28 protein-coding genes are annotated in these 26,321 nt (G+C 49.7%); 1 reads left to right on the top strand and 27 read right to left on the bottom strand.

Going from position 1 to position 26,321, the window contains the following annotated elements:
- Positions 1 to 8: 8 nt before the first annotated feature.
- From EJQ19_RS30535 to EJQ19_RS30405, 27 genes are all read right to left on the bottom strand, one after another.
- Positions 9 to 371: a response regulator gene (locus tag EJQ19_RS30535; RefSeq protein WP_126144987.1), complete on the bottom strand. Its 363-nt coding sequence runs from the start codon at positions 369 to 371 to the stop codon at positions 9 to 11.
- A gap of 20 nt (positions 372 to 391) precedes the next feature.
- The gene (gene fliY, locus EJQ19_RS30530; protein ID WP_126145014.1) at positions 392 to 1,669 is read right to left on the bottom strand and encodes a flagellar motor switch phosphatase FliY; all 1,278 of its coding nucleotides are present in this window, start codon (positions 1,667 to 1,669) and stop codon (positions 392 to 394) included.
- A complete protein-coding gene (fliM, locus tag EJQ19_RS30525; RefSeq protein ID WP_126144986.1) occupies positions 1,662 to 2,660 on the bottom strand; it encodes a flagellar motor switch protein FliM in 999 nt (332 codons plus the stop codon). The genes fliY and fliM overlap by 8 nt, the downstream gene beginning before the upstream one ends.
- 34 nt (positions 2,661 to 2,694) lie before the next feature.
- Positions 2,695 to 3,180 carry a flagellar basal body-associated FliL family protein gene (locus EJQ19_RS30520; RefSeq protein WP_126144985.1) on the bottom strand — a complete coding sequence of 162 codons (486 nt, stop codon included), beginning with the start codon at positions 3,178 to 3,180 and terminating at the stop codon, positions 2,695 to 2,697.
- Positions 3,181 to 3,402 (bottom strand): flagellar FlbD family protein, encoded by a 222-nt coding sequence (locus tag EJQ19_RS30515; RefSeq protein ID WP_126144984.1) that lies wholly within the window; start codon positions 3,400 to 3,402, stop codon positions 3,181 to 3,183. It abuts the gene before it with no gap.
- 56 nt (positions 3,403 to 3,458) lie between these two features.
- Positions 3,459 to 4,280 (bottom strand): flagellar basal body rod protein FlgG, encoded by an 822-nt coding sequence (gene flgG / locus EJQ19_RS30510; protein WP_126144983.1) that lies wholly within the window; start codon positions 4,278 to 4,280, stop codon positions 3,459 to 3,461.
- Positions 4,281 to 4,369: 89 nt separating this feature from the next.
- On the bottom strand, positions 4,370 to 4,762 hold the full coding sequence (locus tag EJQ19_RS30505) for a TIGR02530 family flagellar biosynthesis protein (RefSeq protein ID WP_126144982.1): 393 nt from the start codon (positions 4,760 to 4,762) through the stop codon (positions 4,370 to 4,372).
- Entirely contained in the window at positions 4,759 to 5,199 is a 441-nt protein-coding gene (locus EJQ19_RS30500; protein ID WP_126144981.1) for a flagellar hook capping FlgD N-terminal domain-containing protein, read from the bottom strand. Before EJQ19_RS30500 ends, EJQ19_RS30505 begins: the two co-directional genes overlap by 4 nt.
- A 35-nt stretch (positions 5,200 to 5,234) precedes the next feature.
- Positions 5,235 to 6,698 carry a flagellar hook-length control protein FliK gene (locus EJQ19_RS30495; protein WP_126144980.1) on the bottom strand — a complete coding sequence of 488 codons (1,464 nt, stop codon included), beginning with the start codon at positions 6,696 to 6,698 and terminating at the stop codon, positions 5,235 to 5,237.
- Positions 6,699 to 6,728: 30 nt separating this feature from the next.
- Positions 6,729 to 7,646, bottom strand: coding sequence for a MotE family protein (locus EJQ19_RS30490; protein ID WP_126144979.1), 918 nt, complete (start codon positions 7,644 to 7,646; stop codon positions 6,729 to 6,731).
- Positions 7,647 to 7,668: 22 nt separating this feature from the next.
- On the bottom strand, positions 7,669 to 8,112 hold the full coding sequence (gene fliJ / locus EJQ19_RS30485; RefSeq protein ID WP_126144978.1) for a flagellar export protein FliJ: 444 nt from the start codon (positions 8,110 to 8,112) through the stop codon (positions 7,669 to 7,671).
- 9 nt (positions 8,113 to 8,121) lie between these two features.
- The gene (gene fliI, locus EJQ19_RS30480) at positions 8,122 to 9,447 is read right to left on the bottom strand and encodes a flagellar protein export ATPase FliI (RefSeq protein ID WP_126144977.1); all 1,326 of its coding nucleotides are present in this window, start codon (positions 9,445 to 9,447) and stop codon (positions 8,122 to 8,124) included.
- Between the two features lie 2 nt (positions 9,448 to 9,449).
- Entirely contained in the window at positions 9,450 to 10,271 is an 822-nt protein-coding gene (locus EJQ19_RS30475) for a FliH/SctL family protein (RefSeq protein WP_126144976.1), read from the bottom strand.
- Positions 10,264 to 11,280: a flagellar motor switch protein FliG gene (fliG, locus tag EJQ19_RS30470; RefSeq protein ID WP_126144975.1), complete on the bottom strand. Its 1,017-nt coding sequence runs from the start codon at positions 11,278 to 11,280 to the stop codon at positions 10,264 to 10,266. The genes EJQ19_RS30475 and fliG overlap by 8 nt, the downstream gene beginning before the upstream one ends.
- Positions 11,281 to 11,292: 12 nt before the next feature.
- Entirely contained in the window at positions 11,293 to 12,879 is a 1,587-nt protein-coding gene (gene fliF / locus EJQ19_RS30465) for a flagellar basal-body MS-ring/collar protein FliF (protein WP_126144974.1), read from the bottom strand.
- Positions 12,880 to 12,921: 42 nt separating this feature from the next.
- Entirely contained in the window at positions 12,922 to 13,230 is a 309-nt protein-coding gene (gene fliE / locus EJQ19_RS30460; RefSeq protein ID WP_126144973.1) for a flagellar hook-basal body complex protein FliE, read from the bottom strand.
- Positions 13,231 to 13,251: 21 nt separating this feature from the next.
- Positions 13,252 to 13,701: a flagellar basal body rod protein FlgC gene (gene flgC, locus EJQ19_RS30455; RefSeq protein ID WP_126144972.1), complete on the bottom strand. Its 450-nt coding sequence runs from the start codon at positions 13,699 to 13,701 to the stop codon at positions 13,252 to 13,254.
- A gap of 6 nt (positions 13,702 to 13,707) precedes the next feature.
- On the bottom strand, positions 13,708 to 14,115 hold the full coding sequence (gene flgB / locus EJQ19_RS30450; RefSeq protein ID WP_126144971.1) for a flagellar basal body rod protein FlgB: 408 nt from the start codon (positions 14,113 to 14,115) through the stop codon (positions 13,708 to 13,710).
- Positions 14,116 to 14,349: 234 nt separating this feature from the next.
- Positions 14,350 to 15,135, bottom strand: a complete 786-nt coding sequence (gene codY, locus EJQ19_RS30445; RefSeq protein WP_126144970.1) for a GTP-sensing pleiotropic transcriptional regulator CodY — start codon at positions 15,133 to 15,135, stop codon at positions 14,350 to 14,352.
- A gap of 38 nt (positions 15,136 to 15,173) precedes the next feature.
- Positions 15,174 to 16,574, bottom strand: a complete 1,401-nt coding sequence (gene hslU, locus EJQ19_RS30440; RefSeq protein WP_126144969.1) for an ATP-dependent protease ATPase subunit HslU — start codon at positions 16,572 to 16,574, stop codon at positions 15,174 to 15,176.
- Between the two features lie 46 nt (positions 16,575 to 16,620).
- On the bottom strand, positions 16,621 to 17,175 hold the full coding sequence (gene hslV, locus EJQ19_RS30435; RefSeq protein ID WP_126144968.1) for an ATP-dependent protease subunit HslV: 555 nt from the start codon (positions 17,173 to 17,175) through the stop codon (positions 16,621 to 16,623).
- 192 nt (positions 17,176 to 17,367) lie between these two features.
- Positions 17,368 to 18,684, bottom strand: a complete 1,317-nt coding sequence (gene trmFO, locus EJQ19_RS30430; RefSeq protein WP_126144967.1) for an FADH(2)-oxidizing methylenetetrahydrofolate--tRNA-(uracil(54)-C(5))-methyltransferase TrmFO — start codon at positions 18,682 to 18,684, stop codon at positions 17,368 to 17,370.
- A 12-nt stretch (positions 18,685 to 18,696) separates the two neighbouring features.
- Positions 18,697 to 20,805 (bottom strand): type I DNA topoisomerase, encoded by a 2,109-nt coding sequence (topA, locus tag EJQ19_RS30425; RefSeq protein ID WP_126144966.1) that lies wholly within the window; start codon positions 20,803 to 20,805, stop codon positions 18,697 to 18,699.
- A 72-nt stretch (positions 20,806 to 20,877) separates the two neighbouring features.
- Positions 20,878 to 21,969, bottom strand: coding sequence for a DNA-processing protein DprA (gene dprA, locus EJQ19_RS30420; RefSeq protein WP_126144965.1), 1,092 nt, complete (start codon positions 21,967 to 21,969; stop codon positions 20,878 to 20,880).
- A gap of 118 nt (positions 21,970 to 22,087) precedes the next feature.
- Positions 22,088 to 23,020 (bottom strand): succinate--CoA ligase subunit alpha, encoded by a 933-nt coding sequence (gene sucD, locus EJQ19_RS30415; protein ID WP_126144964.1) that lies wholly within the window; start codon positions 23,018 to 23,020, stop codon positions 22,088 to 22,090.
- 51 nt (positions 23,021 to 23,071) lie between these two features.
- Positions 23,072 to 24,232: an ADP-forming succinate--CoA ligase subunit beta gene (gene sucC / locus EJQ19_RS30410; protein ID WP_126144963.1), complete on the bottom strand. Its 1,161-nt coding sequence runs from the start codon at positions 24,230 to 24,232 to the stop codon at positions 23,072 to 23,074.
- Between the two features lie 306 nt (positions 24,233 to 24,538).
- Positions 24,539 to 24,796 carry a hypothetical protein gene (locus EJQ19_RS30405; RefSeq protein WP_126144962.1) on the bottom strand — a complete coding sequence of 86 codons (258 nt, stop codon included), beginning with the start codon at positions 24,794 to 24,796 and terminating at the stop codon, positions 24,539 to 24,541.
- A gap of 190 nt (positions 24,797 to 24,986) precedes the next feature.
- Here EJQ19_RS30405 and EJQ19_RS30400 point away from each other — a divergent pair.
- The coding region (locus EJQ19_RS30400) for a YifB family Mg chelatase-like AAA ATPase (RefSeq protein ID WP_164716836.1) at positions 24,987 to 26,321 on the top strand (1,335 nt) is incomplete at its 3' end.

Here is a 26,321-nt window from a genome sequence, read left to right as displayed (position 1 = left end):
GTTATCACTTAACCCAGAGTCTTTTTGATTGCTTCGATAACGCGGTCGGCTTGGAACGGCTTCACGATAAAGTCTTTCGCGCCTGCTTGAATCGCGTCGATAACCATTGCTTGCTGACCCATCGCAGAACACATAATCACTTTAGCGTTAGGTTCAATTTTCTTAATTTCTTTCAAAGCTTGAATGCCGTCCATCTCCGGCATCGTGATATCCATGGTGATCAAGTCCGGCTTTAACTCTTTGTATTTCTCGATCGCTTGCGCGCCATCGTTTGCTTCGCCACAAACCTCATATCCATTCTTAGTTAGAATGTCCCGAATCATCATTCTCATAAATGCAGCATCGTCCACAATTAGAATACGGTTAGCCATTTCAAAAAATCCCCCTTAAGTTATTGTAGCTTTTGAATTCGTTCCCATTGATTGACAATGTCGGTTACGCGAACGCCAAAGTTCTCGTCAATGACGACAACCTCGCCTTTGGCAATCAGTTTATTATTGATCAAAATATCCACGGGCTCACCTGCAAGCTTGTCCAATTCAATAATAGATCCTTGCGACAGTTCTAAGATGTCCTTGATCACTTTATGCGTTCTCCCGAGTTCTACCGTTACCTTGAGCGGTATATCTAACAGCAGATTCAGGTTCGTATCGTCCGCATGTGTCATAGACCCCGATTGCAAGTTGCCGAACTGCACAGGCTGAACATTCACATTGCGATTAGGCATGCCGCCATACGCTGCCGGAGGCTGCTGATACATCGGTTGCTGCGGCGGGTACATCGGCGGCGGCTGTTGTGGCGGATACATCGGCATCCCCATTGGCGGCTGCTGATACATCGGTTGTTCATACGCAGCAGGCGGCTGTTGGTACATCGGTTGCTCGTAAGCTGGCGCAGCAGGCTGTGACATAGGTGCCTCTTGCACGGGAGGAGCTACTGGAGCAGGCGCTTGTGCAGCAGGTGCCGCTTCCATAGCAGCATCGGAATCACCACCCATAAGGATTGATACCATTTCCTTCGCGAATGGAACCGGCAGCAATTGCATGATATTGGAATCAATCAGGTCGCCAATCGTGAGTCGGAACGATATTTTAATAAATACGTCCTCATCAGGCAGTTTTCCTTCTCCTTTCGACAAATTTAATATGTCGATTCCAGGAGGAGAGATATTGACAAACCGATTAAAGATGGTAGACATCGAAGTTGCCGACGATCCCATCATCTGATTCATGGCTTCCTGTACGGCGCTGATATGAATTTCGGATAAGTTCTCATCGCCGCCAGTACCGTCACCGCCCATCATCAGGTCGGCAATGACTTGCGCATCACGCGTCTTGATTACGAGCAAGTTAATGCCGTCGAAACCGTCGACATAGTTCACGTGCACCGCAACATGCGGTTTAGGAAACTGCTCCTCCAGCTCTTCTTTGCCGATTACTGAAACCTTGGGTGTCGTAATATCAACTTTTTTACCAAGCAAGGTAGATAGTGCGGTTGCAGCGCTGCCAAATGTAATATTTCCAATTTCGCCAAGCGCATCCTGTTCAAGCGGTGATAAAAAATCTTCAACTTTTGGAGGCCCATGCAAAGAAGAGGCTGAACTTTCTTCCGAAGATTGTCTCAATAAAGCATCGATCTCTTCCTGTGACAAATAATCTCTGTTATTCATCATTTTCTTCTTCACCTTCATTCACGATTTCTGTGATTTGTACAGCCATCTTCCCTTTTACGGTACCAGGGCTTCCGAGATATTTCAGCTTCTCGCCGATTTTGACTTGAAGCGGATCTTCGACGGATTTTTGCAGCGGAATCACATCGCCGGCCGTTAGACCCAAGAAATCTCTAATCGAAATTTCCGATGTGCCCAATTCTGCAATGAGAGGTAGCTTGGTTTTTTCCAAGCGGGATTGAAGTGCTTCCACTTCCTCAGGAGCTCTCGTCTTCTTCTGCGACACAAACCAGTGATGTACAGAAAGGCGAGGCATGATGGGCTCGATGACGACGTGCGGGATACAGAGGTTAATCATCCCTGTCGTATCGCCGATTTTGGTACTTAACGAGATAAGCGCTATCGTTTCATTTGGGGAAACAATCTGCATAAACTGCGGATTCGTTTCCAGTGCCTCGAGTCTTGGCTGAATATCGATGACGGTTTTCCATGCTTCCTGTAAACTGTCGAAAGCTCTGCTGAATATACGTTCCATGACAATCGTTTCAATTTCCGTCAATGCGTTAATCTTCGTAGGCGTTGTGCCTGCCCCGCCGAGCAAACGGTCGAGCATCGCGAACGCTACGTTGGGATGAACCTCCAGCACCATTCGCCCCTCTAAAGGTTCCGCTTCAAAGATGTTCAAAATGGTCATTTTCGGGATCGATCGAATAAATTCGTCGTAGGGCAGCTGTTCGACCTGGACAACGCTGATTTGTACGAACGTACGCAGCTGTGCCGAAAAATACGTTGTTAAGTATCTCGCAAAGTTTTCATGAATCCGGGTCAAGCTTCGAATATGGTCTTTGGAAAAGCGGACTGCGCGCTTAAAGTCATACGCCCTTACCTTCTTCTGTGTATCCTCTTTCTTCAGTTCATCGGCATCCATCTCCCCGGAGGATAACGCAGCGAGCAAGGCATCGATTTCATTCTGCGATAATACATCAACCATTCGAGTCACCTCCTTAAGCAAAATTTAGATTGAGTTACTGAAGTACTTTGTCGGTTATCCAAATTTGTTTGATCTTGCCTTCATGCAGTTGCTTGTTCAATTTGTTCATCAATGTAGCAACCAGATTATCGGAGCCTTTGCTGCCTCCAATTTGATCAAGCGTCAAATCGCCAAGCGTTTGAACGATCGTACCTTTCACTGCCGAGTCCATCAAGCTGTCGAATTCGGCTTTCGCTTTCGCGTTTTCCATTTCAAAGGCGAAGCTGATCTTAATGAAATTTTGGCTGCCCGAAAGGTTAGTGAGCACATCTTTCACAATCGACGTATTCGCTTTTATCGTTTCAGCAGAAGGTGCCTTCGTCGGCTTGACATTGGCGACAGACTCTTGTGCTTGAACGGCAGGATCCGTGGATTTGTTGTTCTTCTCCATGAAGTTCCAGAGAACAAAGGCTGCCGTCAAAATCAGCGTAATTGCAATAAGAATCGATACGATTAGTACAAAAATTTTATTCTTGAACACCTACGACTCCTCCGTTTCTTTAGACTTGATTACCGCCCGAACGGAGCCGATTTCTTGCATGTAGGTCCGAACTAAGCTTACCACAACCTCCGCCTTCTCGAGAACTGTGATTTTCTTGCCTGTCGTCAACGTGATCATCGTATCGGGCGTTTCTTCGATCAACTCGATGAGTATGGCGTTCAGTATAATGGGTCTACCGTTTAAACGAGTAAGAGAAATCATCTTTCTCCTCCTGAATTAAGGTGTGGGGAGCGAAAGCTCCCCTAGTTACTTAACGATTAGCGTTTCAAGTTGACGACTTCTTGCAAGACTTCGTCGGATGTTGTAATAATCCGGGAATTCGCTTGGAAACCGCGCTGCGCGATGATCATTTCGGTGAATTCACCGGTCAAATCAACGTTCGACATTTCCAGTTGGCCGGAAATAATCGTGCCTGTGCCCGTCTCTGGGTTTGCAGCAGCTGTTACTTCAATCGCCCCATCCGGGTTCGCATTTGCCGTCATCTGATACAAGTTGCCGCCGAGCTTCTCTAGACCAGCAGGGTTTACAACTTTCACGACACCGATTTTCTGCCCCGTATCGACGGTTTCGCCAGCGGCGTTAACCCCCATAATCGAGCCGTTTTGCGAGATGGAAAAAGCAACGATGTCATCCGGAATGACGATCGGTCCCCCACCGTCAGCGCCCATCACATGCAAGCCTTCGGCATTGACCAAATTGCGGTTCGCATCCAGCGTAAAGTTGCCGGCACGCGTCAAATAAGGAGCATCGACTTGATCGGTCGTCCCGACAGCGAAGAAACCGTCTCCGTTAATCCGCAGGTCCGTGGTGACGTTCGTTGTCATCGCGCTCCCTGCTGTATGTACAGTGTCGATGGCAGCCAAGCTTACGCCAAGGCCGACTTGCTGGGCATTCACGCCGCCGCGGTTTTCATCTGCCGCACTGACGCCGGAAACCGTCTGGCTCAAAATATCTTTGAACATCACGCGGCCGCCTTTAAAACCGATCGTGTTCACGTTCGCGATGTTGTTCCCAATGACATCTAACTTCGTTTGAAAGCCGCGCATACCGGATACACCGGAATAGAGAGATCTTAACATGAATTGGCCTCCTATGAATCGTTAAGTTTGGTGCGAGCTGCTTCCATCGTTCCACAGCTCCAGGCTTCCTGCTCGGTCGAGCCTGTGTATTACGAAATAATCATGGCACTGTCAATCTGGGTAAACACATGTTCATTCATGGCATGCTCATCAAGCGCAGTAACGACAGTGCGGTTGGGGACGTTGACGATGTAGCCATTGCCGGCCATAATCATCAAAGCATCTTTAGCGCCTTTCGAAGCCGCTTTATCAATGGCCGTGTTCAGCTTTTCCAGTTGCTCTGGTTTCAGCTGGATGCCGCGTTCGCGCAATCGGACTTCAGCATGATGACTAAAGTGCAGAATCTGCTTTTGAAGCAGCTGCTCAAAACCTTGATTGCGAGTTGCGCCGGCTTGAGGCTGATTGGCAATTCGTCTCGCTGATGCAGGAAGTGTTGTGCCTGCATTCGGATAAAGCTGGCCGATCGAGACCCGTTCGGTCATTGTTTCTCTCCGGCATCTTCAATCTTCGAAACTTTGTCAAGCGTTATTTCTTTTCCGCCGACGTTCGCATATTGATTGCCGTCTTTAAATGTAATGGAATCTACGATCCCGGACGATTCAACAGAAGCACCAGAGGAATCTATATCGGTCCAAGTAATCGATTTGCCGATCAGTCCCGAAACGAAACCAAGCGATTGCCGCATAAGTTTCATCTCGCTCGCCATATTCGTGAGCTGCTCAACCGATGTAAATTGCGCCATTTGCGCAATAAATTCTTTATCTTGCAAAGGCTGTGTCGGATCTTGATTTTGCAGCTGGGTAATGAGAATTTTCAGAAAGTCGTCTTTACCAAGCGTATTATTGTCTTTATCTTTGGTTTTCGTAGTCTGGCCCGCGTTAATTAAATCTGAAACGTTGCCGATCGGACTTGTAGCCATCCTTTCACCTCCAATTGGACTGCGCGATAGAAGTGCTACGCCGTAGCATTAAAAGAGTTGCCCTGCAACTGCGTACGAACTTCCGCCACCTGCTCCATTTCTGGGTTAAACTCCACAGAATCCGTTTCATAACCTTCGGATTTGTGCTTATTCCGCTGCTGAGACTGCTGAAAGGATTGCGGTTGACGCTGATCCTGGAACATACTCGAAGACATGTTCGGGCTTTGCGTAACTTCGATCTTCTCAACCTGAAGTCCTTGCGTCTGAAGGGCTTGTCTCAATTGCGGCAGTTGGCTTTCGAGCATTTGCTTTCCTGCCAGCGTGTCTGCGGCGAACTGTGCAATAACTTGGCCCTCATGCATGGAAATTTTCACATCAATATGCCCCAGGTTTTTTGGGAACAAGCTCAGCTTGGCCTCAGAAAAGCCGTCTGTCATCGTAATCTTCATGTTTTTCAGCACATGAGATGCCATCTCTTCCGTAAAGTTCGCTGCGTGAATCACAGGCAACTGCGCTTTATCTGCGGTTGCAGGCGCTTGCTGCTGCTTTTGAAGTTCGCCTACGGTCATCGTTGGGCTGACAACAGGTTGATCATCCAGCGGAAAATCAACGAGCGGCAATGTGGGTTCCGTACTTGCAGCTTGCTCTGCTGACGTACCCGCTAGCGGTACATGGCGAAGTGCAAACGGCTCAGACTTCTGTGCCCCTGCTTGGGAAGCGATACTAGCCACAGTAGATGCTGCTGTTTCCGTCCCGCGGTTGCTGCCAAGATGCTTCGAATGCAAGGCTCTACCGACCGGAACCGTGCTTTTCTTGTCCGTTTCCTTAGCAGCAGGTACGGCTGTCGCCTCTGCCTCGTTCGCAAGCGAAACAGGCAAGGCAGGATCCGTTGCAGGTTTGAGCGCCGCCATAATTTCCGGCAAAATCGGTTGAATCGCAGCCGTAAGCTCTTGATTCAGGTGCTGAATAATCGGATTTTGCAGATTTTGCTGCATCATGCTGGACAGCGTCAGCAAGGTGTTTTGCGCTTTTAAGCTATCCACATTGACGGAACTTTGCGTCAAGTTGAACGGAAGCGCAGCTAAAGCATCTTGCTGGGAATTACCAAGCGCGCTGAGCAAATCTTCGGCTTGTTCAAACCACGCTTTGACCTTCGGATATTGAAGCAGCGTTTGGGCGATGGCAGGATTGCTGTGCATGGCTTCTACGAGCAATTCAGGAAGCTGCTGCTCCTTATTCGCTGCATCTTCTGCAGGAACCGGAGTCGTGCTGCCCTGTACCGGAGATATGAGACTTTGCAGCATTTGCAGCATCATCGACATCGACAATTGCGTGTCCGAAGCATTCGTGCCGTCGGCCACAGTCGCCCCTTGTGCTCCGCCTAAAATTTGTGCAAAGGCTTCATTGGACGCTGCTCCTTTCGCCGTGCCTTTTGCAGCACTTCCACCGTTTGACGAAGGTTGTCCAGCGCCGGGAACAATCATCATTGGCATTTCCATTATGTATTCACCTCCTTTCGAATCCAAGCATTAAGGAGCCAGCTTCGCAGTAATCGCTGCCGCTACTTCTTTATCGGCATCCGTTATCGCCGACATCACTTTCGAACGGGAAGCATTGTCCATACCGCTCAAAATGGAAAGCACTTTCGTCGGACTCGACTTGTACATCTCGATCAACACGGAAGCGGCGCTTTTCGGCACCATATTCGCAAACGTCTGTCCAAGATCTGAAGAACTAACCGTTGTTGATGCCGTCGTATCCACTTTCGAGCCGTTCGTTGCCAAGCGCTCTTGCAGTGCGGCAATTTCTTTATCCCGCAATGGCGTTACGTCTTTGAGGCCAATTGAGGCAACTGCGGCCTTAGACGCGTCCATTTTCTCCATAATCGCCCCGCGGCTGTCTGCCTTCATCATCGAGAAGATAAGCACCATTTCTTTGGGGGTCAACGCTTCGATGATCGGTGCCGCCTTACTTGGCGACATTTTCGCATACATATTGGCCAGTTGCGTAATTTGATTTGCGTATTCCTCGTCAGTTTGCGTCTTATCCTTCAGCTTCTCCTCAAGATCGGCAGCTTTCGCCTCCGCTTCTTTAAGCGAAGAGTCTTTCGCCGCGGCATCCGCTTGCGCTTTTTGCAAAGACGCTTGCAGATCGTTCACCTTGGCGGTGAGCTTTGCAACATCGTCCTCTTTCTGCTTTAAGCTTTCTTCCGTCGTCTGCGCTTTGCCAGTTGCCGTAACAGTAGCCGTTTCTTTCGGAGCCGGAACGATCATGCCGATAACCGGCGTATTGTGCAGCGCTCTTTGAATGTTGCTCTTGATATCGTAATCAAAAATCGAGAGCAGTACGAAGAGCAAAACAGCCGTAAACACAAAAGGGATGACAAACCATATGAGAAACCGCTCCATTGCACTGTACGACGAGCCCTCAACGCCTGTATCAGCCATCTCCTTTTCCCCCCTTTAACCTTTAAAACGATGCTCGCTTATAGCGATTGGTCGCCATCTCATCGAGCGCATCCTGCTCTTTTTTGGACATCATCGCTTGAAAGTGATCGTATGCCTTCTCTCTTGCTTTGCTCCATACTTTTTCGTCCATCATCTTTTCCGAAAGATGGGCTTGTTTCTGCGTCACGACAACGCGCGCCTGCTGTACATCCTGATGCTTGCGTTCAATTTGTTTATCCACATGGTTCAAATAGCTTTGCATCGTCAGCATACTTGAAATGGACACGGACTGTATGGAAGCATTAACCATCTCTTGATGCAACCGCTCTTTTCGTTCAAAAAGCCCGTGCAGGTCCGTCTCCTCATTCCTGAGCTGACCCATCGCTTCTGACAACACCCACTCGGCTTGCGTGCGTTCGTTATTTTTCAAATCAACAATTTGCTGAAAAGAATAGCGAAAACTCATTTAGAACCCTCATCCCTTATAAAATTCGTGAAGTAAACGTTCTTGAGCCTGCTCGTAGGTTAATTTTTCCGTTGTTTTTTGCTTGGTATAGGACCAAATGCTGTCGATATGATCCATGGCTTCGTCAATATTCGGATTGGACCCTTTTTGGTACGCCCCGATATTGATCAGATCTTCCGAACTTTTGTAAATAGAGAGAAGCCTCTTCAATTGATCGGCTGCTTCCATATGCTCGGAAGGCACAATTTCCTTCATCACTCGGCTAACGCTAGCGAGAACATCGATGGCCGGATAATGCCCGCGGTTCGCGATGGCACGGTTGAGCACGATGTGACCATCCAGAATGCCTCGAACGGCATCCGCGATCGGTTCATTCATGTCATCCCCATCGACAAGCACGGTATAAAAAGCGGTGATCGAACCCTTAGGCCCTGTTCCCGATCGTTCGAGCAGCCTTGGCAGCATCGCGAAGACAGACGGTGTGTAACCGCGTGTTGCTGGCGGCTCGCCGACGGCAAGACCCACTTCCCGCTGCGCCATGGCAAACCGTGTAACCGAATCCATCATCATCATCACGTTGAGGCCGCGATCTCGAAAATATTCGGCGATGCTCGTTGCGATCATCGCGCCTTTAATTCGGACAAGCGCCGGCTGGTCGGAAGTCGCCACGATGACGACGGATCGAGCAAGTCCTTCCGGACCCAGATCTCGTTCAATAAAATCAAGGACCTCGCGTCCCCGCTCCCCGATGAGCGCAATCACGTTCACGTCAGCCGACGTATTTCTGGCGATCATGCCCATCAAGGTACTTTTCCCGACGCCGGACCCGGCAAAAATACCGACCCGCTGCCCTTTGCCAATCGTCAGTAATCCGTCAATGGCACGGACGCCGACGGAGATCGGATGCAAGACTCGCGGGCGCGTTAAGGGGTTGCCCGGTGCGTTATTCGTAGAATACTGCGCCATCCGTGAAGGAAGAAACGAACCGTCGAGCGGCTGTCCCAAGCCATCGAGCACCTTTCCAAGGAGCTCATGGCCGACTTGTACGGTCAGCGGCTTGCCTGTTCCGACAACATCGCAGCCAGGCCCGATGGCGTCCAGATCGCCAAGCGGCATCAGCACCACTTTGTTGCTGCGAAATCCGACGACTTCGGCTTTGAGCGGCTTCGTCGATTTATGCGGATAGATATAGCACAAATCACCGATACTAACGTCCGGTCCTTCGGATTCAACGGTAAGACCGATGACCTGTGTCACCTTGCCGTTAACCCGAATCGGGTCGAGCGTTTGTAAATGCTCTTTGTATTTGGCAGCCTTCGGCAGCGGAATTGTCATCCCTATGCCCCCTCACTTTGCGTAGCCAGCTGCTGTAATGCCGTTTTGATTTCTTTCAACTGCGTATCGATGCGAGCATCAATGCTACCGAAGGAAGAACGAATCACGCATCCGTGATCCTGCACCGTGGAATCCGGAATAATCTCCAATTCCGCCTGTGAGTCAATCGAAGTCAGCAGTTCTTCTCTTGCGTCTTGAATGTACGCGAATTGAGAAGGCGATACGCAAAGCGTGATGATGCCTTTCTCCCGTCTGCGCATAAGCACGCTCTGAATGAGCTCAATGACCCACGCCGGTTCAAGCGAAAGCTGACGGCCAACGATTTTTTCAGCGATCGATGTGCTGAGTTCAATCAGAAATGGCTCGGATTCTTGAATAATCTGTTGCTTTAACTGGTAGGACTGCTCCAAAATCGAACTCGCTTCAGCCAGCATATCGGCATAAGCCTGCTTCACCGACGCTTCAGCCTGAACCATGCCGGTCTGATAACCTTCCGCAAATCCGGCTTCCCTGGCTGCATCCGTAATGGCTGCGTCTTCCGCTCTGCGAGTGTCCCACCATGTGGACATCTCGTCCTGGGTCTGCTCTCGAAGGGCTGCGCATTCCTGCATCGCCTGCTGAATTTGTTCATTGGCGAAAGCTTCCGCATCTTCGAGAATTTGATTTTTGAGCGTCGTCGCATCCGAAATTTCTTGATGCATTTCCGGTGTCCACGGATCTTCCGGCGCCAAACTTTCAGTCAAGTGCTTGAAGGCCGCCGCGGTGTCTACAATTTTTTTATCATCAACAGGAACGTATGCGAATGATTTAATGACACTAGACAATAATATCGTCTCCTCCGCCGCGAGCGATGATGATTTCACCCGATTCCTCTAAGCGACGAATCGTGGCCACGATCCGAGTCTGTGCTTCTTCAACATCCCGTAAGCGTACAGGACCCATAAATTCCATTTCTTCCTTGAATGTCTCTGCCATCCGTTTGGACATATTCTTGAAGAGGACATCGCGCACTTCTTCACTCGCCACTTTGAGCGCAAGCTGTAAGTCGGCATTCTCGATGTCACGAATAATCCGTTGAATGGAGCGATTATCGATATTGACGATGTCTTCAAAGACAAACATACGTTTCTTGATTTCTTCCGCAAGCTCTGGATCTTGAATCTCGAGAGAATCCAAAATGGTACGTTCCGTACCGCGGTCCACCCCGTTCAAAATTTGAACGATCGAAGTAATACCACCGGCATTCGTGTAGTCCTGCGTAACGGTCGAAGACAACTTCTGCTCCAGGACGCGCTCCACCTGGGAGATGACTTCCGGGGACGTGCTGTCCATCAGCGCAATCCGCTTCGCCACATCCGCTTGTTTATCTTGCGGGAGCGAGGACAAAATGATGGAAGCTTGTTCCGCCTGCAAATAAGAGAGAACGAGTGCGATCGTCTGTGAATTCTCATTTTGAATAAAGTTTAGAATTTGCGCCGGATCGGCTTTGCGTGCAAAATCGAACGGTCTCACTTGCAGCGTTGCCGTCAGGCGATTAATGATATCGAGCGCTTTCTGGGAACCGAGTGCTTTTTCCAAAATATCTTTGGCGTAAGCAATACCGCCTTGCGAAATAAATTCCTGCGCCAGACAAATCTGATGGAATTCCTGCAAAATCGCGTCTTTCTCCAGCGAATCCACTTTGCGGACGTTTGCGATTTCCAACGTGAGTTGCTCGATTTCCTCTTCACGCAAGTGCTTAAAAATTTGTGCTGACACTTCAGGGCCTAAACTGATCAAAAGAATGGCTGCCTTTTGTCGTCCGGTTAACCCGTTCATTGTAGCTCTGGCCATGCAGGTGCACCTCTATTCATCTACTAACCAAGTGCGCAGCAAATTGACGAAATCTTCCGGACGTTTTTTCGCAAGCGTTTCGAGCTGCTTACGCACTTGATTGTCATTTGTTACATTTTCAATATCAATGGTTGGAAGCTCTGCTTTGTTCGCCGAAATGCTGAGATCCTCTTCCAACTTAGCTTGATTCGCTTTTCTGCGTCTGCGGATCGCGTAGCCTGCAATGCCGCCAATCGCCAACGCTGCCAAAGCAAGACCGCCGTACAATAAGTAACTGGATGTCTTCGAAGCCCCGCTGTCATTCGTTCTAGCAAAAGAATGTGCAAAAACGGTAACTTTTTTCTGCAATTCATCGTCTGTATAAGTGACCTTGTTATCTGCGAGTGCCGTCCTGACGATATTGACCAAAGCGTTTTGAATCGCCGTCTTCGTTTCAGCCGTCAAGGAATTCGGATCGTCGCTAACAGGAGGCTCAATGCCGACGTTAATGCTTAAATCTTTCACGACATAAGGTGTTGCAATAATATCGTTCGTAATGCGGTCCACTTCGTAGTTAACCGTCTTACTTGTTTTCTCTGAATTAGAATTACCGGAAGTCGAAGATCCTGGATAGCCCGGTACATCCGTCGAGCCTGTTCCAGGCACACCGCCTGCGTCGGCCCCTTTATTCTGATACGATTCGCTGGCTTCTTGCAAAGAGATTTCCAAGCCCTTCTGATCGACCTGATTCGGTGCGCGGACAAGTTGTTCTTTCGTTTTTTTCTGATCAAAGTTCATCGTCGTAAACACACTAACGCTGACTTTATCAGGCCCGAACATGCGACTAAGCATTGCAGAGATGTTCTTTTGCAGATCGTTTCGGAACTGGTTGTTAATCTCCGTTTGGCTTGTTGCAAATGAGGATGACGTATTGCCCGCCGCAAGCTGAGAAGAAACCAAACTTTGACCGTACTGATCAGAAATTGTAATGTTTTCCAAAGGCAAATTTTTCACGCTGTGGGAAACGAGATTGTAAACCGTATCGATTTTGGCTTGATCGAGCTTGTAACCCGGCTTGACTTGCAGCACGACGGAAGCCGATGCTTTCTCTTCCTGCTGTTGAAGGAAAGGTCCCTCTTCCGGCAGGTTAATCAATACTTTTGAACTTGAGATCGCTTGGTTGGCATTAATGAGTTGTTGAAGCTCGCCCTGAATGGCATTTAAATATTTCACCTTGAATTCGTTATCGGTAATACCAAACGAGCTTCCGCTGTCAAAAGCTCCAAAACCGAGCGAACCGTTTTTATTCAACCCTTGGGATTCGACAGCTAATTTGACATTGGCGACCTCGCTGGTCGGCACTTCAATGCTCTTTCCGTCTGCGCTCAGCTTGTACGGAATTTTGGCTGTATCCAGGTAAGATTTAATCGACGCAGCATCGCTCGGTTGTAAATCGGTATAGGCGAGCGAATAATCCGTTTTCGATAAATTAATGCTAATGATCGCTGCGGTCAGGATCAGGAGCAGCACGGTTGCGATAAATGTTATTTTGGTCGTTCGATTATAACGATTCCAGTATTGCTTCACCTTTTCCCAGTACTGGAGCAGGTTCTCGTTCACTCTGTCACCTCATTGACCCAAATTTAGCAGCATCTCTAGAAACTATAGCTGCATTCTCATCATTTCTTGATAAGCGTCCAGAACCTTGTTCCTGACTTGTACCGTCAGTTCCAGCCCCAGGGATGCTTTCTCAGAAGCAATGGTCAATTGATGTACATCAGAGAGTTCACCTTTGATAAAGCTTGTATTGAGTTGATCCACTTGCTGTTGCTGCACATTCAAATTCGTGATGGCATTGTTCAAAAAATCGCCAAACTTTTTACTTAAGTCCGCGGCACCTTCGCCGGAGTTTCCCTTCGGCTGAACGGAACTGAGCACATTCATCGGACTATAGCTGATTTTGTCAATCATTTATGAAACCTCCCGGTCGGATTATCTGCCAATTTCAAGTGCTTTCGTAATCATCGATTTGCTGGCGTTCAGGGCCGTTACGTTAGCTTCGTACGATCTCGTCGCGGAGATCATATCCACCATCTCTTTCAGCACATCCACGTTCGGCATGTAAACAAAGCCATTTCTGTCCGCATCCGGATGACTTGGATTGTATACCTGCTTAAACGGAGAATGGTCTTCGAATATTTTATTAACGCGAACCCCTTCGCCCGTGCCGTCGGCCATCGCCGAATCCAGCGTCTGCGCAAAGCTCGGCTGTGACTTCGTCTCAAACGATACCAGCTTTCTGCTGTACGGCACCCATTTGCCGTCAACAAATTTCGCTCTCGTCGTATCCGCATTCGCAATATTGGACGAAACGACATCCATCCGGAGCCGTTGTGCCGTCAAGGCTGATGCACTAATATCAAATCCGTTAGTGAGTCTCATCGGTTATTATTTGCCCCCCAGCACCGTACGTAATTTTTTGAACTCACTGTTCATCTGCTGAATCATCGTGTTGTATTTCAGTTGATTTTTCGCCATTAACGACATCTCGTAGTCCATATCCACGTTATTCATGTTATTGTTGATTGCTGTCGACTCATCGGTCTTCACTTCGGAATTCGGCAGGCTGGTCGAGTTGCCAATGACAAAATGACGCGGATCCGTTCGTCTTCCTTCTATAGAAGGCGTACTTCCATTCAATTGGTCCTGCAGCAGCTCTTCAAACACAACATCGGCGCGTTTATAGTTCGGGGTATCCACGTTGGCAATGTTATTCGCTACAACCTTTTGCCTAAGTGCGGATGCATCCAGCGAACGCTCCATTAAATTCCAACTGGGTTTGTCTAAAAATGACATTGCGAAATCCCCTCTTCTTTCAATTGCATTACTACTACTTCCACATAAAAAGCGCGATTCCTTCTTATTTCGACACAATCTACAAATTTCCGATCGGATGTGAAAAATTGTAGAATTTTGTAACTCTCGAATTTATATAACTTATCATCTAAGAAATTAGCCCACCTGACAATAAGAAAAAAGCCCTATCTTTTTTTCAAAGACAGGGCTTTACAAAAATAAAAAAGTATCCAATCAAAGCTTCGTTTTGAGCTGTTCAATGCTGTTAATTAACTGTTCTTTGAGAATACGGATATAAGTGCCTTTCATCCCGAGCGACCGCGTTTCAATCACGCCTGCGCTTTCCAATTTCCTGAGCGCATTGACGATCACGGAACGGGTAATGCCTACGCGGTCCGCAATTTTGCTCGCGACAAGCAGCCCTTCCTTCCCTTCCAATTCCTCGAAAATATGCTCGACCGCTTCCATTTCACTAAACGACAGCGACCCCATCGCTACTTGCACGACAGCTTTGCTACGCGCTTCCTCTTCAATCTCTTCCGCACGTTCTCGCAAAATTTCCATTGCAATCACGGTAGATCCGTACTCAGCAAGCACTAGATCGTCATCGATGAAATGGCCTTCATTGCGACTTAAAATCAATGTACCCAAGCGGGAGCCCGCGCCGATGATTGGTACTAAAGTCGTGTAGGTATAGGGAAACATATCCTTCATTTGTTCCGTGTAGTAATAATACGGACTATCCGGCTCTGAAGCCGATGCTGTCTCTTCAATTTTGAGCAGCAAATTGTTGGATTCTGTTGGAAAACGGCCTTCAATTAGAATCGTTTGGTCCATTTCCGGGTTAACGGGATCGTTCGTAACGGCGTAACCCAGAATCTTCCCCTTGCGACTCACGACGTAAATATTGGCGATAACGATATCCCGCAGCACTTCCGCCATATCCATAAAGCTAACGGCGTTACCCGCTTCCTTCTGCAGCAAGCGATTCAGCCTTCTTGTCTTGTTCAATAAACTCATGTAACTGCCTCCTACTACCTTCACCTTGCAAGAATCTTTTATAAAATGTACTGACTCAAGTCCTTGTTCATCACGATGCTGTTCAGTTTCTCGCGCACATACTCCGGATTGATCACAAACGATTCCAGAGTAATTTCAGGTGCTTCATAAGATAAATCTTCCAGCAGTTTTTCTAAAATGGTATGGAGCCTCCGCGCCCCGATGTTCTCGGTTTGCTGATTCACTTCCACGGCGATCCGAGCGATTTCTTGAATCGCTTCGTCCGAGAATTCAATCGATATCCCTTCCGTTTCGAGAAGCGCGGTATACTGCTTGGTCAGCGCATTTTTGGGCTCCGTCAAAATAGACACAAAATCCTCCAGCGACAAATCGCTGAGTTCGACCCGGATCGGGAACCGGCCTTGAAGTTCCGGAATCAGATCCGAAGGCTTCGCAATATGAAACGCTCCGGCGCCAATGAACAGCACATAGTCCGTTTTAACCGGGCCGTATTTGGTCACAACCGTCGAACCCTCCACAATCGGCAAAATGTCGCGCTGCACACCCTCACGGGAAATGTCCGGGCCGCTGCCGCCGCGGGAAGAGCTCGCCACTTTATCAATCTCATCGATAAAAATAATGCCGCTTTGCTCCGCGCGCTGCACGGATTCCTGGATGACGTCGTCCATGTCGATCAACTTTTGGGCTTCTTCCTGCGTCAGCACTTTCCGCGCTTCCTTTACCAGCAGCTTGCGCTTCTTCATCCGCTTTGGCAGCAAGCTGCCGAACATCTCCTGCATGTTCATGCCAGCCTGCTCGTTGCCGCCCTGCCCGCCCAGCATATCCAGCATCGACGGCGCATTGTCCTCGACTTCCACCTCGACAGTTTCATTCTCAAGCTTCCCGCTTGCCAACTGTTCGGCGATTTGCGAGCGTTTTGCGCTTATCGATGGATCGGGTGCCGGCTCATCCTGTTCAACCTGATTTTGGCCGCCGAAAAGCATCTCGAACGGATTCTTCTGCGATTTCGCGCGAACCGGATTCGGCGCCAGCAGCGCGACGAGCCGCTCGTTAGCCAGCTTCTCTGCGCGATCCTTCACCTTCTCCATCCGTTCCCCTTTGACCATGCGGACTGCAACCTCAACCAAGTCCCGAACCATCGATTCCACATCGCGGCCGACATAGCCGACCTCGGTAAACTTGGTCGCCTCCACTTTAACAAAGGGAGCTCCTACCAATTTGGCAAGGCGGCGCGCAATTTCAGTTTTCCCGACGCCCGTCGGTCCGATCATCAGGATATTCTTGGGAACGATTTCATCCCGCATTGCCTCTTCGACGAGATTTCTCCGGTAACGGTTGCGGAGCGCAATGGCTACCGACTTTTTCGCTTTCTTTTGACCTACAATATATCGATCCAGTTCCTGAACAATTTGCTTCGGAGTAAGGGAGCTAATCGCCATTTCGGTAACCTCCTTCATATGCTCAAAGACAAACGAATTCTGCGCGCTACTCAATCTCTTCAACTATAATATTTTGATTGGTGAAAACACAAATTTCAGCGGCCGTCGTTAAAGCGGCATGCGCGATCTCCTTCGCGCTAAGCTGCGGTGCGTGACGATGCAGCGCTCTGCCCGCTGCCAGCGCAAAACTGCCGCCCGAACCGATCGCCAAGATGCCGTCGTCCGGCTCAATCACTTCACCGTTGCCGCTGAGCAGCAGCAAACCGCTGGCATCCATCACAATCATCATCGCTTCCAGCCGGCGAAGCACGCGATCCTGGCGCCAATCCTTCGTCAGTTCCACTGCGGCGCGCTGCAGATTCCCATGATGCTCTTCCAGCTTGCCCTCGAACTTCTCAAAGAGCGTAATTGCATCCGAAACGGAGCCCGCAAATCCGGCAATCACTTTCCCTCTATATAAACGCCGCACTTTCTTGGCTGTGCTCTTCATGATCATGCTATTGCCGAACGTCACCTGACCGTCGCCTGCAATAGCCCCCTTACCCTGATGACGGATAGCAAAAATCGTTGTTGCATGGAACGTAGCTTGACTCGGATCCATCCTTATTCACTCCTCGATCAGATTTTTGCCGGGCTTATGTGCGCATATCTGAATGTGTCTTTAAAATGAGAGAAACCTCTAGCGAGGCCTTCGGAATCGAACGACCGCATCTAGAGGTAAATGTATGATCAAACCCATGAAAAATGCAACAAAACATAATTATATTAACACACGGACAATTACATTGACAACTTATTCAGAAATCAAAGTCTTAAAATTCTGAATACTTTCCAGCGCACGGTTAGCCAGCTTTTCGTACTTTTCTTTTTTGTTGCGAATACGTTCCGGCAATTGCGGCAGCAAACCGAAATTCGCATTCATCGGCTGAAAATGCTTGAAATCCGCCGTTGTGATGTAATTCGCCATGCTGCCGAGCGTCGTCTCCGGCGGTACGACCACACAGGCAAGGCCTCTAGCCATGCGGCCTGCGTTCAATCCTGCAATCAGGCCCGATGCCGCCGATTCTACATACCCTTCGACGCCGGTCATTTGTCCTGCGAAGAAAAGATCTTCGCGCCGCTTAAATTGATATGTCGCGTCCAGCAACTTCGGCGAATTGATGAACGTGTTGCGATGCATCACGCCATATCGTACGAATTCCGCGTTCTCAAGCCCTGGGATGAGCGACAGCACGCGTTTCTGCTCGCCCCACTTGAGATGGGTCTGGAAGCCGACAAGATTATACAGTGTGCCCGCAGCGTTGTCCTGGCGAAGCTGTACGACTGCATAAGGCATTTTACCTGTATGCGGGTTGAGCAGTCCGACCGGCTTCATCGGACCGAACAGCACGGTCTGCCGGCCGCGCTTGGCCATCACTTCGAGCGGCATGCAGCCTTCGAAATAAATTTCTTTTTCGAACTCCTTGAGTTCCGCGACCTCGGCCGTAATGAGTGCCTCGTAGAAAACGTTGAACTCTTCCTCCGTCATCGGACAGTTCAGGTAAGCGGCTTCTCCCTTATCATAGCGGGAAGCGAGGTACACCTTGCTCATGTCGATAGAATCCTTCTCGACAATCGGCGCCGCCGCATCATAGAAATACAGATACTCTTCCCCCATCAGACCTTTGAGCGCCGCTGACAAATCCGGCGACGTCAACGGTCCCGACGCGACAACCGTAATCCCTTCCGGCAGCGCCTGCACTTCTTCATTGCGCACCTCAATCAACGGGTGGTTTCGCAAACGGCTCGTGACCGCCTGCGAGAACCCTTCGCGATCTACCGCCAGCGCACCACCCGCAGGTACTGCATGCTCATCGGCGCACGAAAGGATTAGGGAATCCAAGCGGCGCATTTCTTCCTTCAGGACGCCAACGGCATTCGTTAGTCCATTCGCACGTAGCGAATTGCTGCATACCAATTCAGCGAATTGATCCGTAATATGTGCAGGCGTCTTTCTGACATTGCGCATTTCGTATAGTGTAACGGGCACGCCTTGACGCGCGATTTGCCAAGCAGCCTCACTGCCTGCCAGCCCTGCGCCGATAACCGTCACCCTTGTTGTTTCCGACAAAATCGTACACCTCTAATCTTCGATTTCAAACGACTGGTCTTCCGCTTCAGCCGCTTCCTCTTTATGGTCGCACTTCGTACATTGGAGCGTCGCACCGCTCTTCGTGCGTTTCTCAATCATCAGCGAGCCGCATTCCGGACACGGACGGCTGGCCGGTTTATCCCAAGACACAAAGTCGCAGGTCGGATATTGATCGCAGCCGTAGAAGACGCGGCCTTTCTTACTTCTGCGCTCCACGATTTTACCCACATGACACGTCGGGCAAGTTACGCCGATATCTTTGATGATCGGTTTCGTGTTCCGGCAGTCCGGGAAGCCCGAGCAGGCAAGGAACTTGCCGAAGCGTCCCATTTTATAGACCATCGGCTTGCCGCACTTCTCGCACAGTTCATCCGAAACTTCGTCTTGAATCTCAATCTCTTTCATTTCTTCTTCGGCGAACGTAAGGCGCTTTTCGAAGGAAGTGTAGAAGGAATCCAACACCCGCACCCAGTCCTCTTTGCCCTCTTCGACGAAGTCCAGCTCCTCTTCCATATGGGCCGTGAATTCAATATCGAGAATTTCGGGAAAAAATTCCTGCATGAGCTGAATAACCAGCTCGCCAAGCTCCGTCGGCACGAACTTCTTCTCCTCGATCGCTACGTATCCGCGCTTCTGAATGGTCTCTAGCGTCGGTGCATACGTACTTGGACGCCCAATACCCATTTCCTCCAACGCACGGACGAGACGGGCTTCTGTGTAGCGCGGCGGCGGCTGCGTAAAGTGCTGCTTCGGCTCGACACTTTGTTTCTCCAGCGAATCCCCTTTGGCGAGCGGAGGAAGTAGCTTGTCCTCTTCCGTCGTGCCATCGTCGTTACTCTCCACATAGACCTTCATGAAACCGGCAAACTTCAGTTTAGAGCCGTTTGCGCGAAAAACCGTTTCGCCGGCAGCAAGATCAATCGTCATCGTATCAAGAATCGCGGACGACATCTGGCTGGAAATGAACCGCTCCCAAATCAGCTTGTATAAGCGATACTGATCTTTGCTCAAGAACTCTTTTACATGTTCCGGTTCGCGAAGCACGGACGAAGGACGAATCCCTTCGTGCGCATCCTGGGCGTTGGCATTCTTTTTGATATATTGGCGCGGCGTCTCCGGATAATAAGTTGGTCCGTATTTGGCCAGAATGAACTCTTTCGCTTCTTCCTGGGCAACCGGCGAAATTCGGGTGGAATCGGTACGCATATACGTAATTAACCCGACGGTCCCTTCTTTGCCGAGGTCGATCCCTTCGTAGAGCTGCTGAGCGACTGACATCGTCTTCGATGCGCGGAAATTCAGCTTTCTCGCCGCTTCCTGCTGCAAAGAGCTTGTAATGAACGGCGGCGCAGGATTGCGCTGACGCTCTTTCTCTTTGACCTCCGAAACGGTGAACGGGCCTGAGCCCATCGCAGCGAGTACACGATCTACGTCGTCCTGCGAGTTCAGTTCTTTCTTTTCGCCGCCGATGCTGTAATATTTCGCTTCAAAGGCCGTCTTGCCTGCGCCGAGCATCGCCGTAATCGACCAGTATTCTTCTGGTACGAACGCTTTAATCTCGTTCTCGCGGTCCTGAATCAGCTTCACAGCAACGGACTGCACGCGCCCGGCAGATAAGCCCTTTTTCACCTTTTTCCACAGCAACGGGCTGATCTTATACCCCACTAGACGGTCCAATATTCGTCGTGCCTGCTGCGCGTTCACCAGATCTTGATTGATCCGGCGAGGCGTTTTGAAAGCATCCTTCACAGCATCCTTCGTAATTTCGTTAAACACGACACGGCACTGCTCTTCCGGCCCTACATCAAGGTAGTGCGCCAAGTGCCACGCAATGGCTTCCCCTTCACGATCCGGGTCAGCCGCCAGATAGATGCGTTTTACTTTTTTGCTCGCGTCTTTGAGTTCTTTCAGAATGGACCCTTTTCCGCGAATCGTTATGTATTTAGGCTCAAAGTTACGTTCCACTTCTACGCCAATTTGGCTTTTCGGAAGGTCGCGTATATGACCCATCGAAGCTTTCACGATGTATTTGCTGCCTAAATATTTTCCAATGGTTTTGGCTTTGGCGGGTGACTCCACAATAACTAATGAATCTGCCATGGTCCGTCCTTCCTCCCTTCATCATTTCAAAGGTAAAAGTTGCTTGGCGAGAAGAAAAACTTCGTGATTTGCCTATGCTCGAATGTATGATGAACCCGGAAGCTGTTTAATCGCCTTTTTCAATACCAAAGATAACAGAACTCCATGCAAATGTCCAAACGTAAATTGCGTTGCTTCTATTAAAGTGTCAATGGAGACCGGCTCCTCCGACACAATCCGGTAGATTTCGAGCTCGTCGGGCGTCAAGGACAAGACCGGATTTGCCTTGCCAATCATGCTAAAATCGGCTTTGCCAAGCAGATGTTTATATTCTTCGACAATTTCTTCAACTTGCGTAACTAATTTGGCCCCATCTTTTAAAAGCTTATGAACACCGCCGCTCTGCCTGGAATGAATCGGCCCCGGAATCGCAAACACGTCGCGTGACGCGTCAAGCGCATGCTCCACGGTAATCAGCGATCCACTGTCTTCCGCAGCTTCAACCACCGTCACTCCAAGAGACAGTCCCGCAATAATGCGGTTGCGTTGTGGAAACATGCCGGGATGCATCCCGCATCCGATGGGATATTCAGAAATAATCACGCCTTCCTCTTCAATCCGGCGGTACAGCAGCGCATTCTCGCGCGGATAGATTTGGTTAATTGCGCAGCCCAACACAGCCACCGTACTTGACGGTCCTTGCAGTGCGCCGGCATGTGCCCGGCTGTCGATCCCTCTGGCAAGGCCGCTTACAATGCCCAAGCCTGCCCGCGAAAGCGCACTTGCCCATTCTTCCGCGATCTTTTTGCCGTACAGCGTCGGCGTTCGGGTCCCTACCATGCCAAGCAAATGTTCCTTGAGCAAAGCAATGCGCCCTTTCGCATACAATACCCATGGCGGCCCAGCAATTTCATTCAGTATAGCCGGAAATTCGGCATCCATACGTGTCACGAGCTGTACGCCGTGCTTGTTATATAAGTGAAGCTTATCTTCAATGAACGATGGCGTCAGCTTCGCAGCAATTTGCTCCGCGACCGCGCCGCGCAGTCCAGCTGCCCGAAGATCGCTTGCGGAAAGCGTCGGCAGCACCCCAAGTTCGGGAAACTTCGTTACCACCTGATCAATCGTTTTCCAGCCAACTCCCTCAAGCTCGTGTAGACCTATTAGTACATCGCGATTATTCATAAGTATATACACTCCCTACCCGAATGACAAATTTGCCTAAAATGGCTCCAAATAAAAAAACCTCCCAAAGCCCTGTCGATCAGGGCGATGGAAGGTTGCTTACCTTCAATAGCGTTGCTTATTTTTTAGTGATCACTTTGTCCAGCAGACCTTTTTCTTCCAGAACGGCAACCAGTGTGGAGCCCATTTCGGAAGGTGTAGCCGCTACGCGGATTCCGCATTTTTCAAGTGTCGCCACTTTTTCAGCTGCAGTTCCTTTACCACCGGAAATGATGGCGCCAGCATGGCCCATGCGTTTTCCTGGAGGCGCTGTTTTACCGCCGATGAAGCCGACAACCGGCTTCGTCATGTTAGCCGCGATCCACTCTGCTGCTTCTTCTTCCGCTGTACCGCCGATCTCACCGATCATGATAACAGCATAAGTGTCTGGATCCGCTTCAAAACGTTTAAGGATGTCGATGAACTCGGAACCTTTAACAGGGTCCCCGCCAATACCTACGGCAGAGGATTGTCCGATGCCGCGAGTTGTCAGTTGGTGAACAGCCTCGTAAGTCAGGGTTCCGGAACGGGAAACAACGCCTACGTGACCTGGCGTGTGGATGTAACCCGGCATAATGCCGATTTTGCACTCGCCTGGTGTAATAACGCCTGGGCAGTTTGGCCCGATCAGCACGGTATTTTTGCCTTCCAGGTAACGTTTTACGCGCACCATGTCAAGGACAGGAATACCTTCTGTGATACAGATAACGAGTTCCAGCTCAGCTTCGATTGCTTCGATGATGGACTCTGCCGCGAAAGCCGGAGGCACGTAGATAACGGATGCTGTCGCACCAGTTGCGTTTTTCGCTTCAAGAACTGTGTTGAAAACCGGAAGCTTCACAAGCTCGCCGTTTTCCAGCGTAATATCAACGGTTGTGCCGCCTTTACCTGGAGTTACACCGCCAACCATTTGTGTGCCGTAATCCAAGCCGCCTTTGGTATGGAACAAGCCCGTAGCGCCGGTAATCCCTTGAGTAATGACTTTTGTATGTTTATTAACCAAAATACTCATGATCTATGGTTCACATCCCCTATATTAGTTGAAAAACCGTTCAAATTTTCCTTATTTTACAAGTGCAACGATTTTTTGCGCGCCGTCAGCCATGGAATCTGCTGCAACGATATTCAGACCGGATTCGTTCAGCAATTTTTTACCAAGCTCAACGTTAGTGCCTTCCAAACGAACAACGAGCGGACGGGAAAGACCGAGCTCTCTAGCTGCAGCGATAACGCCCTCAGCGATAACGTCGCAACGCATGATGCCGCCGAAGATGTTAACGAAAATACCCTTAACCTGCTCGTCCGACAAAATGATTTTGAATGCTTCTGTAACTTTCTCTTTCGTAGCGCCGCCGCCTACGTCCAGGAAGTTCGCAGGGTCGCCGCCGTAGTGCTTGATGATGTCCATCGTCGCCATAGCAAGACCCGCGCCGTTAACCATACAGCCGATGTTGCCATCGAGCGCAATGTAACTCAAATCATATTTGGAAGCTTCGATTTCTTTCGCATCTTCCTCTTCCAGGTCGCGAAGTGCAACGATGTCTTTGTGACGGAAAAGTGCGTTGGAATCGAAGTTTAATTTCGCGTCAAGAGCCATTACATCACCAGCGCCAGTCACAACCAGCGGATTGATTTCTGCAATGGAGCAATCTTTGTCAACGAATGCTGTGTAAAGCGCCAACATGAATTTCGCAGCTTTATTAACCAGTTCGTTAGGGATATTGATGTTGTAAGCGAGTCTGCGTGCTTGGAAAGCTTGAAGACCGATTGCAGGGTCTACCACTTCTTTAAAAATTTTCTCAGGCGAATGAGCCGCAACTTCTTCGATCTCTGTGCCGCCTTCTTCAGATGCCATCATAACAACGCTGCCTGTTGCACGGTCTACGACAACACCAACGTAGTATTCTTTCTTAATATCGCAGCCTTCTTCGATCAGAAGACGCTTTACTTCTTTACCTTCCGGGCCTGTTTGGTGCGTTACAAGCACTTTACCCAGAATTTCGTTTGCATATGTACGAACTTCGTCGAGGTTTTTAGCTACTTTAACGCCGCCTGCTTTACCGCGACCTCCGGCATGAATTTGCGCTTTAACCACGACGACGGACGAACCGAGTTCTTTCGCCGCTTCCACAGCCTCGTCTACGGTGAACGCAACCTTTCCGTTAGGAACGCTGACGCCGTACTGTCTCAGGACTTCTTTTCCTTGGTACTCATGGATATTCATTTCCTAAAATCCTCCTATCAGTATGGACTTTCTATACGTGCTATACAGGGAAAAGTGTAATTTCCAATTTGCGTTAGGCACGAAAATCGATCTTGCTACCGGAATTAGTATCACACTTCTTCGCAAGCCCTAACCATTGTATCACATTATTTTCGACAGTTTCCTTATTTTTTTCGTGAAGCCCTTCAAACTTTCCTTTCACAGTGAAAAACTTTAGCTATCACCCCAGAAAAGTCTAAAGTAAACGACTCGCTAAAAAAAGAGAAGCCGCATTTCCATTTCTGAAAATACAGCTCCCGCTTTCGATTAATATGGCGCCATCGTCCCGCTGTCGCTGCGCGGTTCACGTTCCGCCTGCTTGATAAAGCGCATTTCGTTGCCGGAAAAAGAACAGATCAGACATTGAATGATCGGCTCCTGCTCCGCAATCATATTCGGATCGGTAAACTCCATAATCATCCCGGAATGTGCATCCTTCAAAAAAGACTGCGCATAGCTGGTGATTACATTAAATTTAATCCGATTCGAGCGGCAATTTGGACAAAAATACGGCTTCTCTTGCATACCTACCACCACCTCTTTTTTACATTATGGGCAGCTCGAGGAATTTTAATCCGTTTTTGCAGGCTTGCATTGATTTCCCATTTTTTGCTATGATATGAGTACATATCGGAGGCATGAGGAAGCACCTCGACTCCTGTTGCACAGGCTGCCAAGACGGCTTGATTACCAACGGAGAAAGGGTGTTTTTGTAATGTACGGAAAAGTGATGAGCGCCTGCCTGCGAGGCATTGACGGGCAATTAATCGAAGTAGAAGTCGATATTTCGAGCGGCTTACCGCAGATCAATGTCGTTGGATTGCCTGACTCGGCGATCCGAGAATCGGTCGAACGCGTGCGGTCTGCGATCAAAAATTGCGGCTATACGTTCCCAATGGATCGTATAACCGTCAATTTGGCCCCTGCGGATCTGCGTAAAGAAGGGTCGTCCTTCGACCTCGCCATCGCCATGGGGATCCTGCTGACTTCTGGGCAAATTGACCGGCAAATGCTGTCGCAACAGACACTTTTTCTCGGTGAGCTCGCATTGGACGGCTCGCTCCGCCCTGTTCCCGGCGTACTGTCGATGGTCCATGCCGCCAAGAAGCTGGGCATCTCGCAGGTCTGTCTCTCCCGGCACAACGCTGCGGAGGCCGCCTTAATCGAGGGATTGACGGTATGCACCATTACGAGTCTGGCGGATTTCAAAAAGAATCGTCAACTGCCTGAGTATGTTGCAGAAACAAGGGATAACGATGACAGCTCCGTTGAGAATCCGGCTGCCGGAGCTTTTAACGGATTTCAACTCATGGAAGATTACGCCGATGTCAGCGGTCAGCATCAGGTCAAACGAGCCATGATGATTAGCGCTGCAGGTATGCACAATATTCTTCTCCTCGGTCCGCCCGGAACAGGCAAAACGATGCTGATCAAGCGGCTCCCCTCCATTCTGCCACCGATGTCGGACAAAGAATCGCTTGAAGTGACGAAAATCTACAGCGTATCCGGCAAGCTCGCAAGCCGCTCTTCCTTGATTCGCACGCGCGCCTTCCGCGCACCTCATCACTCGATCTCAGCGGCCGGACTCGTTGGCGGCGGCTCCATTCCGAAGCCCGGAGAGGTCAGCCTCGCGCATCGAGGCGTCCTGTTTCTGGACGAGCTGCCTGAATTCACACGCGGCGCGCTCGAGGTGCTCCGCCAGCCCTTGGAGGATCGTCATGTCGTCATTTCCAGAGCTCGGGCCTCTTATACGTTTCCTTCACAATTTTTACTGGCCGCCGCCATGAATCCATGCCCTTGCGGGTACTACGGAACGGCTACCCCAACCCACATCTGCACCTGCTCCCTCGCCAAAATCGTACACTACCGCTCCAAAATATCCGGTCCGCTTCTCGACCGCATCGATCTGCATGTGGAGGTGCCTAAGCCGGACTACTCACACTTGCGGGATAAATCCAACCAACTTTCCTCGCATGACATGCGAGAGCGGGTCATGCGCGCCCATCGTCGTCAGCAGCTGCGCTACGCCGGCACCCCAATTAGCCATAAT

It is taken from the genome of Paenibacillus whitsoniae, assembly GCF_003955665.1.
In the GTDB taxonomy this organism is placed as follows: domain Bacteria; phylum Bacillota; class Bacilli; order Paenibacillales; family NBRC-103111; genus Paenibacillus_E; species Paenibacillus_E whitsoniae.
Note: the sequence above shows the minus strand (reverse complement) of the source record. Positions and strands in the feature narration are given on the sequence as shown.

Bases quoted from the DNA above. Each gene is read 5' to 3' on its own strand.
- EJQ19_RS30535 (WP_126144987.1), bottom strand. From the start codon at position 371: ATGGCTAACCGTATTCTAATTGTGGACGATGCTGCATTTATGAGAATG.
- fliY (WP_126145014.1), bottom strand. From the start codon at position 1,669: ATGAATAACAGAGATTATTTGTCACAGGAAGAGATCGATGCTTTATTG.
- fliM (WP_126144986.1), bottom strand. From the start codon at position 2,660: ATGGTTGATGTATTATCGCAGAATGAAATCGATGCCTTGCTCGCTGCG.
- EJQ19_RS30515 (WP_126144984.1), bottom strand. From the start codon at position 3,402: ATGATTTCTCTTACTCGTTTAAACGGTAGACCCATTATACTGAACGCC.
- flgG (WP_126144983.1), bottom strand. From the start codon at position 4,280: ATGTTAAGATCTCTCTATTCCGGTGTATCCGGTATGCGCGGCTTTCAA.
- EJQ19_RS30505 (WP_126144982.1), bottom strand. From the start codon at position 4,762: ATGACCGAACGGGTCTCGATCGGCCAGCTTTATCCGAATGCAGGCACA.
- EJQ19_RS30500 (WP_126144981.1), bottom strand. From the start codon at position 5,199: ATGGCTACAAGTCCGATCGGCAACGTTTCAGATTTAATTAACGCGGGC.
- EJQ19_RS30495 (WP_126144980.1), bottom strand. From the start codon at position 6,698: ATGGAAATGCCAATGATGATTGTTCCCGGCGCTGGACAACCTTCGTCA.
- EJQ19_RS30490 (WP_126144979.1), bottom strand. From the start codon at position 7,646: ATGGCTGATACAGGCGTTGAGGGCTCGTCGTACAGTGCAATGGAGCGG.
- fliJ (WP_126144978.1), bottom strand. From the start codon at position 8,112: ATGAGTTTTCGCTATTCTTTTCAGCAAATTGTTGATTTGAAAAATAAC.
- fliI (WP_126144977.1), bottom strand. From the start codon at position 9,447: ATGACAATTCCGCTGCCGAAGGCTGCCAAATACAAAGAGCATTTACAA.
- fliG (WP_126144975.1), bottom strand. From the start codon at position 11,280: ATGGCCAGAGCTACAATGAACGGGTTAACCGGACGACAAAAGGCAGCC.
- fliE (WP_126144973.1), bottom strand. From the start codon at position 13,230: ATGATTGACAAAATCAGCTATAGTCCGATGAATGTGCTCAGTTCCGTT.
- flgC (WP_126144972.1), bottom strand. From the start codon at position 13,701: ATGAGACTCACTAACGGATTTGATATTAGTGCATCAGCCTTGACGGCA.
- flgB (WP_126144971.1), bottom strand. From the start codon at position 14,115: ATGTCATTTTTAGACAAACCCAGTTGGAATTTAATGGAGCGTTCGCTG.
- codY (WP_126144970.1), bottom strand. From the start codon at position 15,135: ATGAGTTTATTGAACAAGACAAGAAGGCTGAATCGCTTGCTGCAGAAG.
- hslU (WP_126144969.1), bottom strand. From the start codon at position 16,574: ATGGCGATTAGCTCCCTTACTCCGAAGCAAATTGTTCAGGAACTGGAT.
- hslV (WP_126144968.1), bottom strand. From the start codon at position 17,175: ATGGATCCGAGTCAAGCTACGTTCCATGCAACAACGATTTTTGCTATC.
- topA (WP_126144966.1), bottom strand. From the start codon at position 20,805: ATGGCAGATTCATTAGTTATTGTGGAGTCACCCGCCAAAGCCAAAACC.
- dprA (WP_126144965.1), bottom strand. From the start codon at position 21,969: ATGAATAATCGCGATGTACTAATAGGTCTACACGAGCTTGAGGGAGTT.
- sucD (WP_126144964.1), bottom strand. From the start codon at position 23,020: ATGAGTATTTTGGTTAATAAACATACAAAAGTCATTACTCAAGGGATT.
- sucC (WP_126144963.1), bottom strand. From the start codon at position 24,232: ATGAATATCCATGAGTACCAAGGAAAAGAAGTCCTGAGACAGTACGGC.
- EJQ19_RS30405 (WP_126144962.1), bottom strand. From the start codon at position 24,796: ATGCAAGAGAAGCCGTATTTTTGTCCAAATTGCCGCTCGAATCGGATT.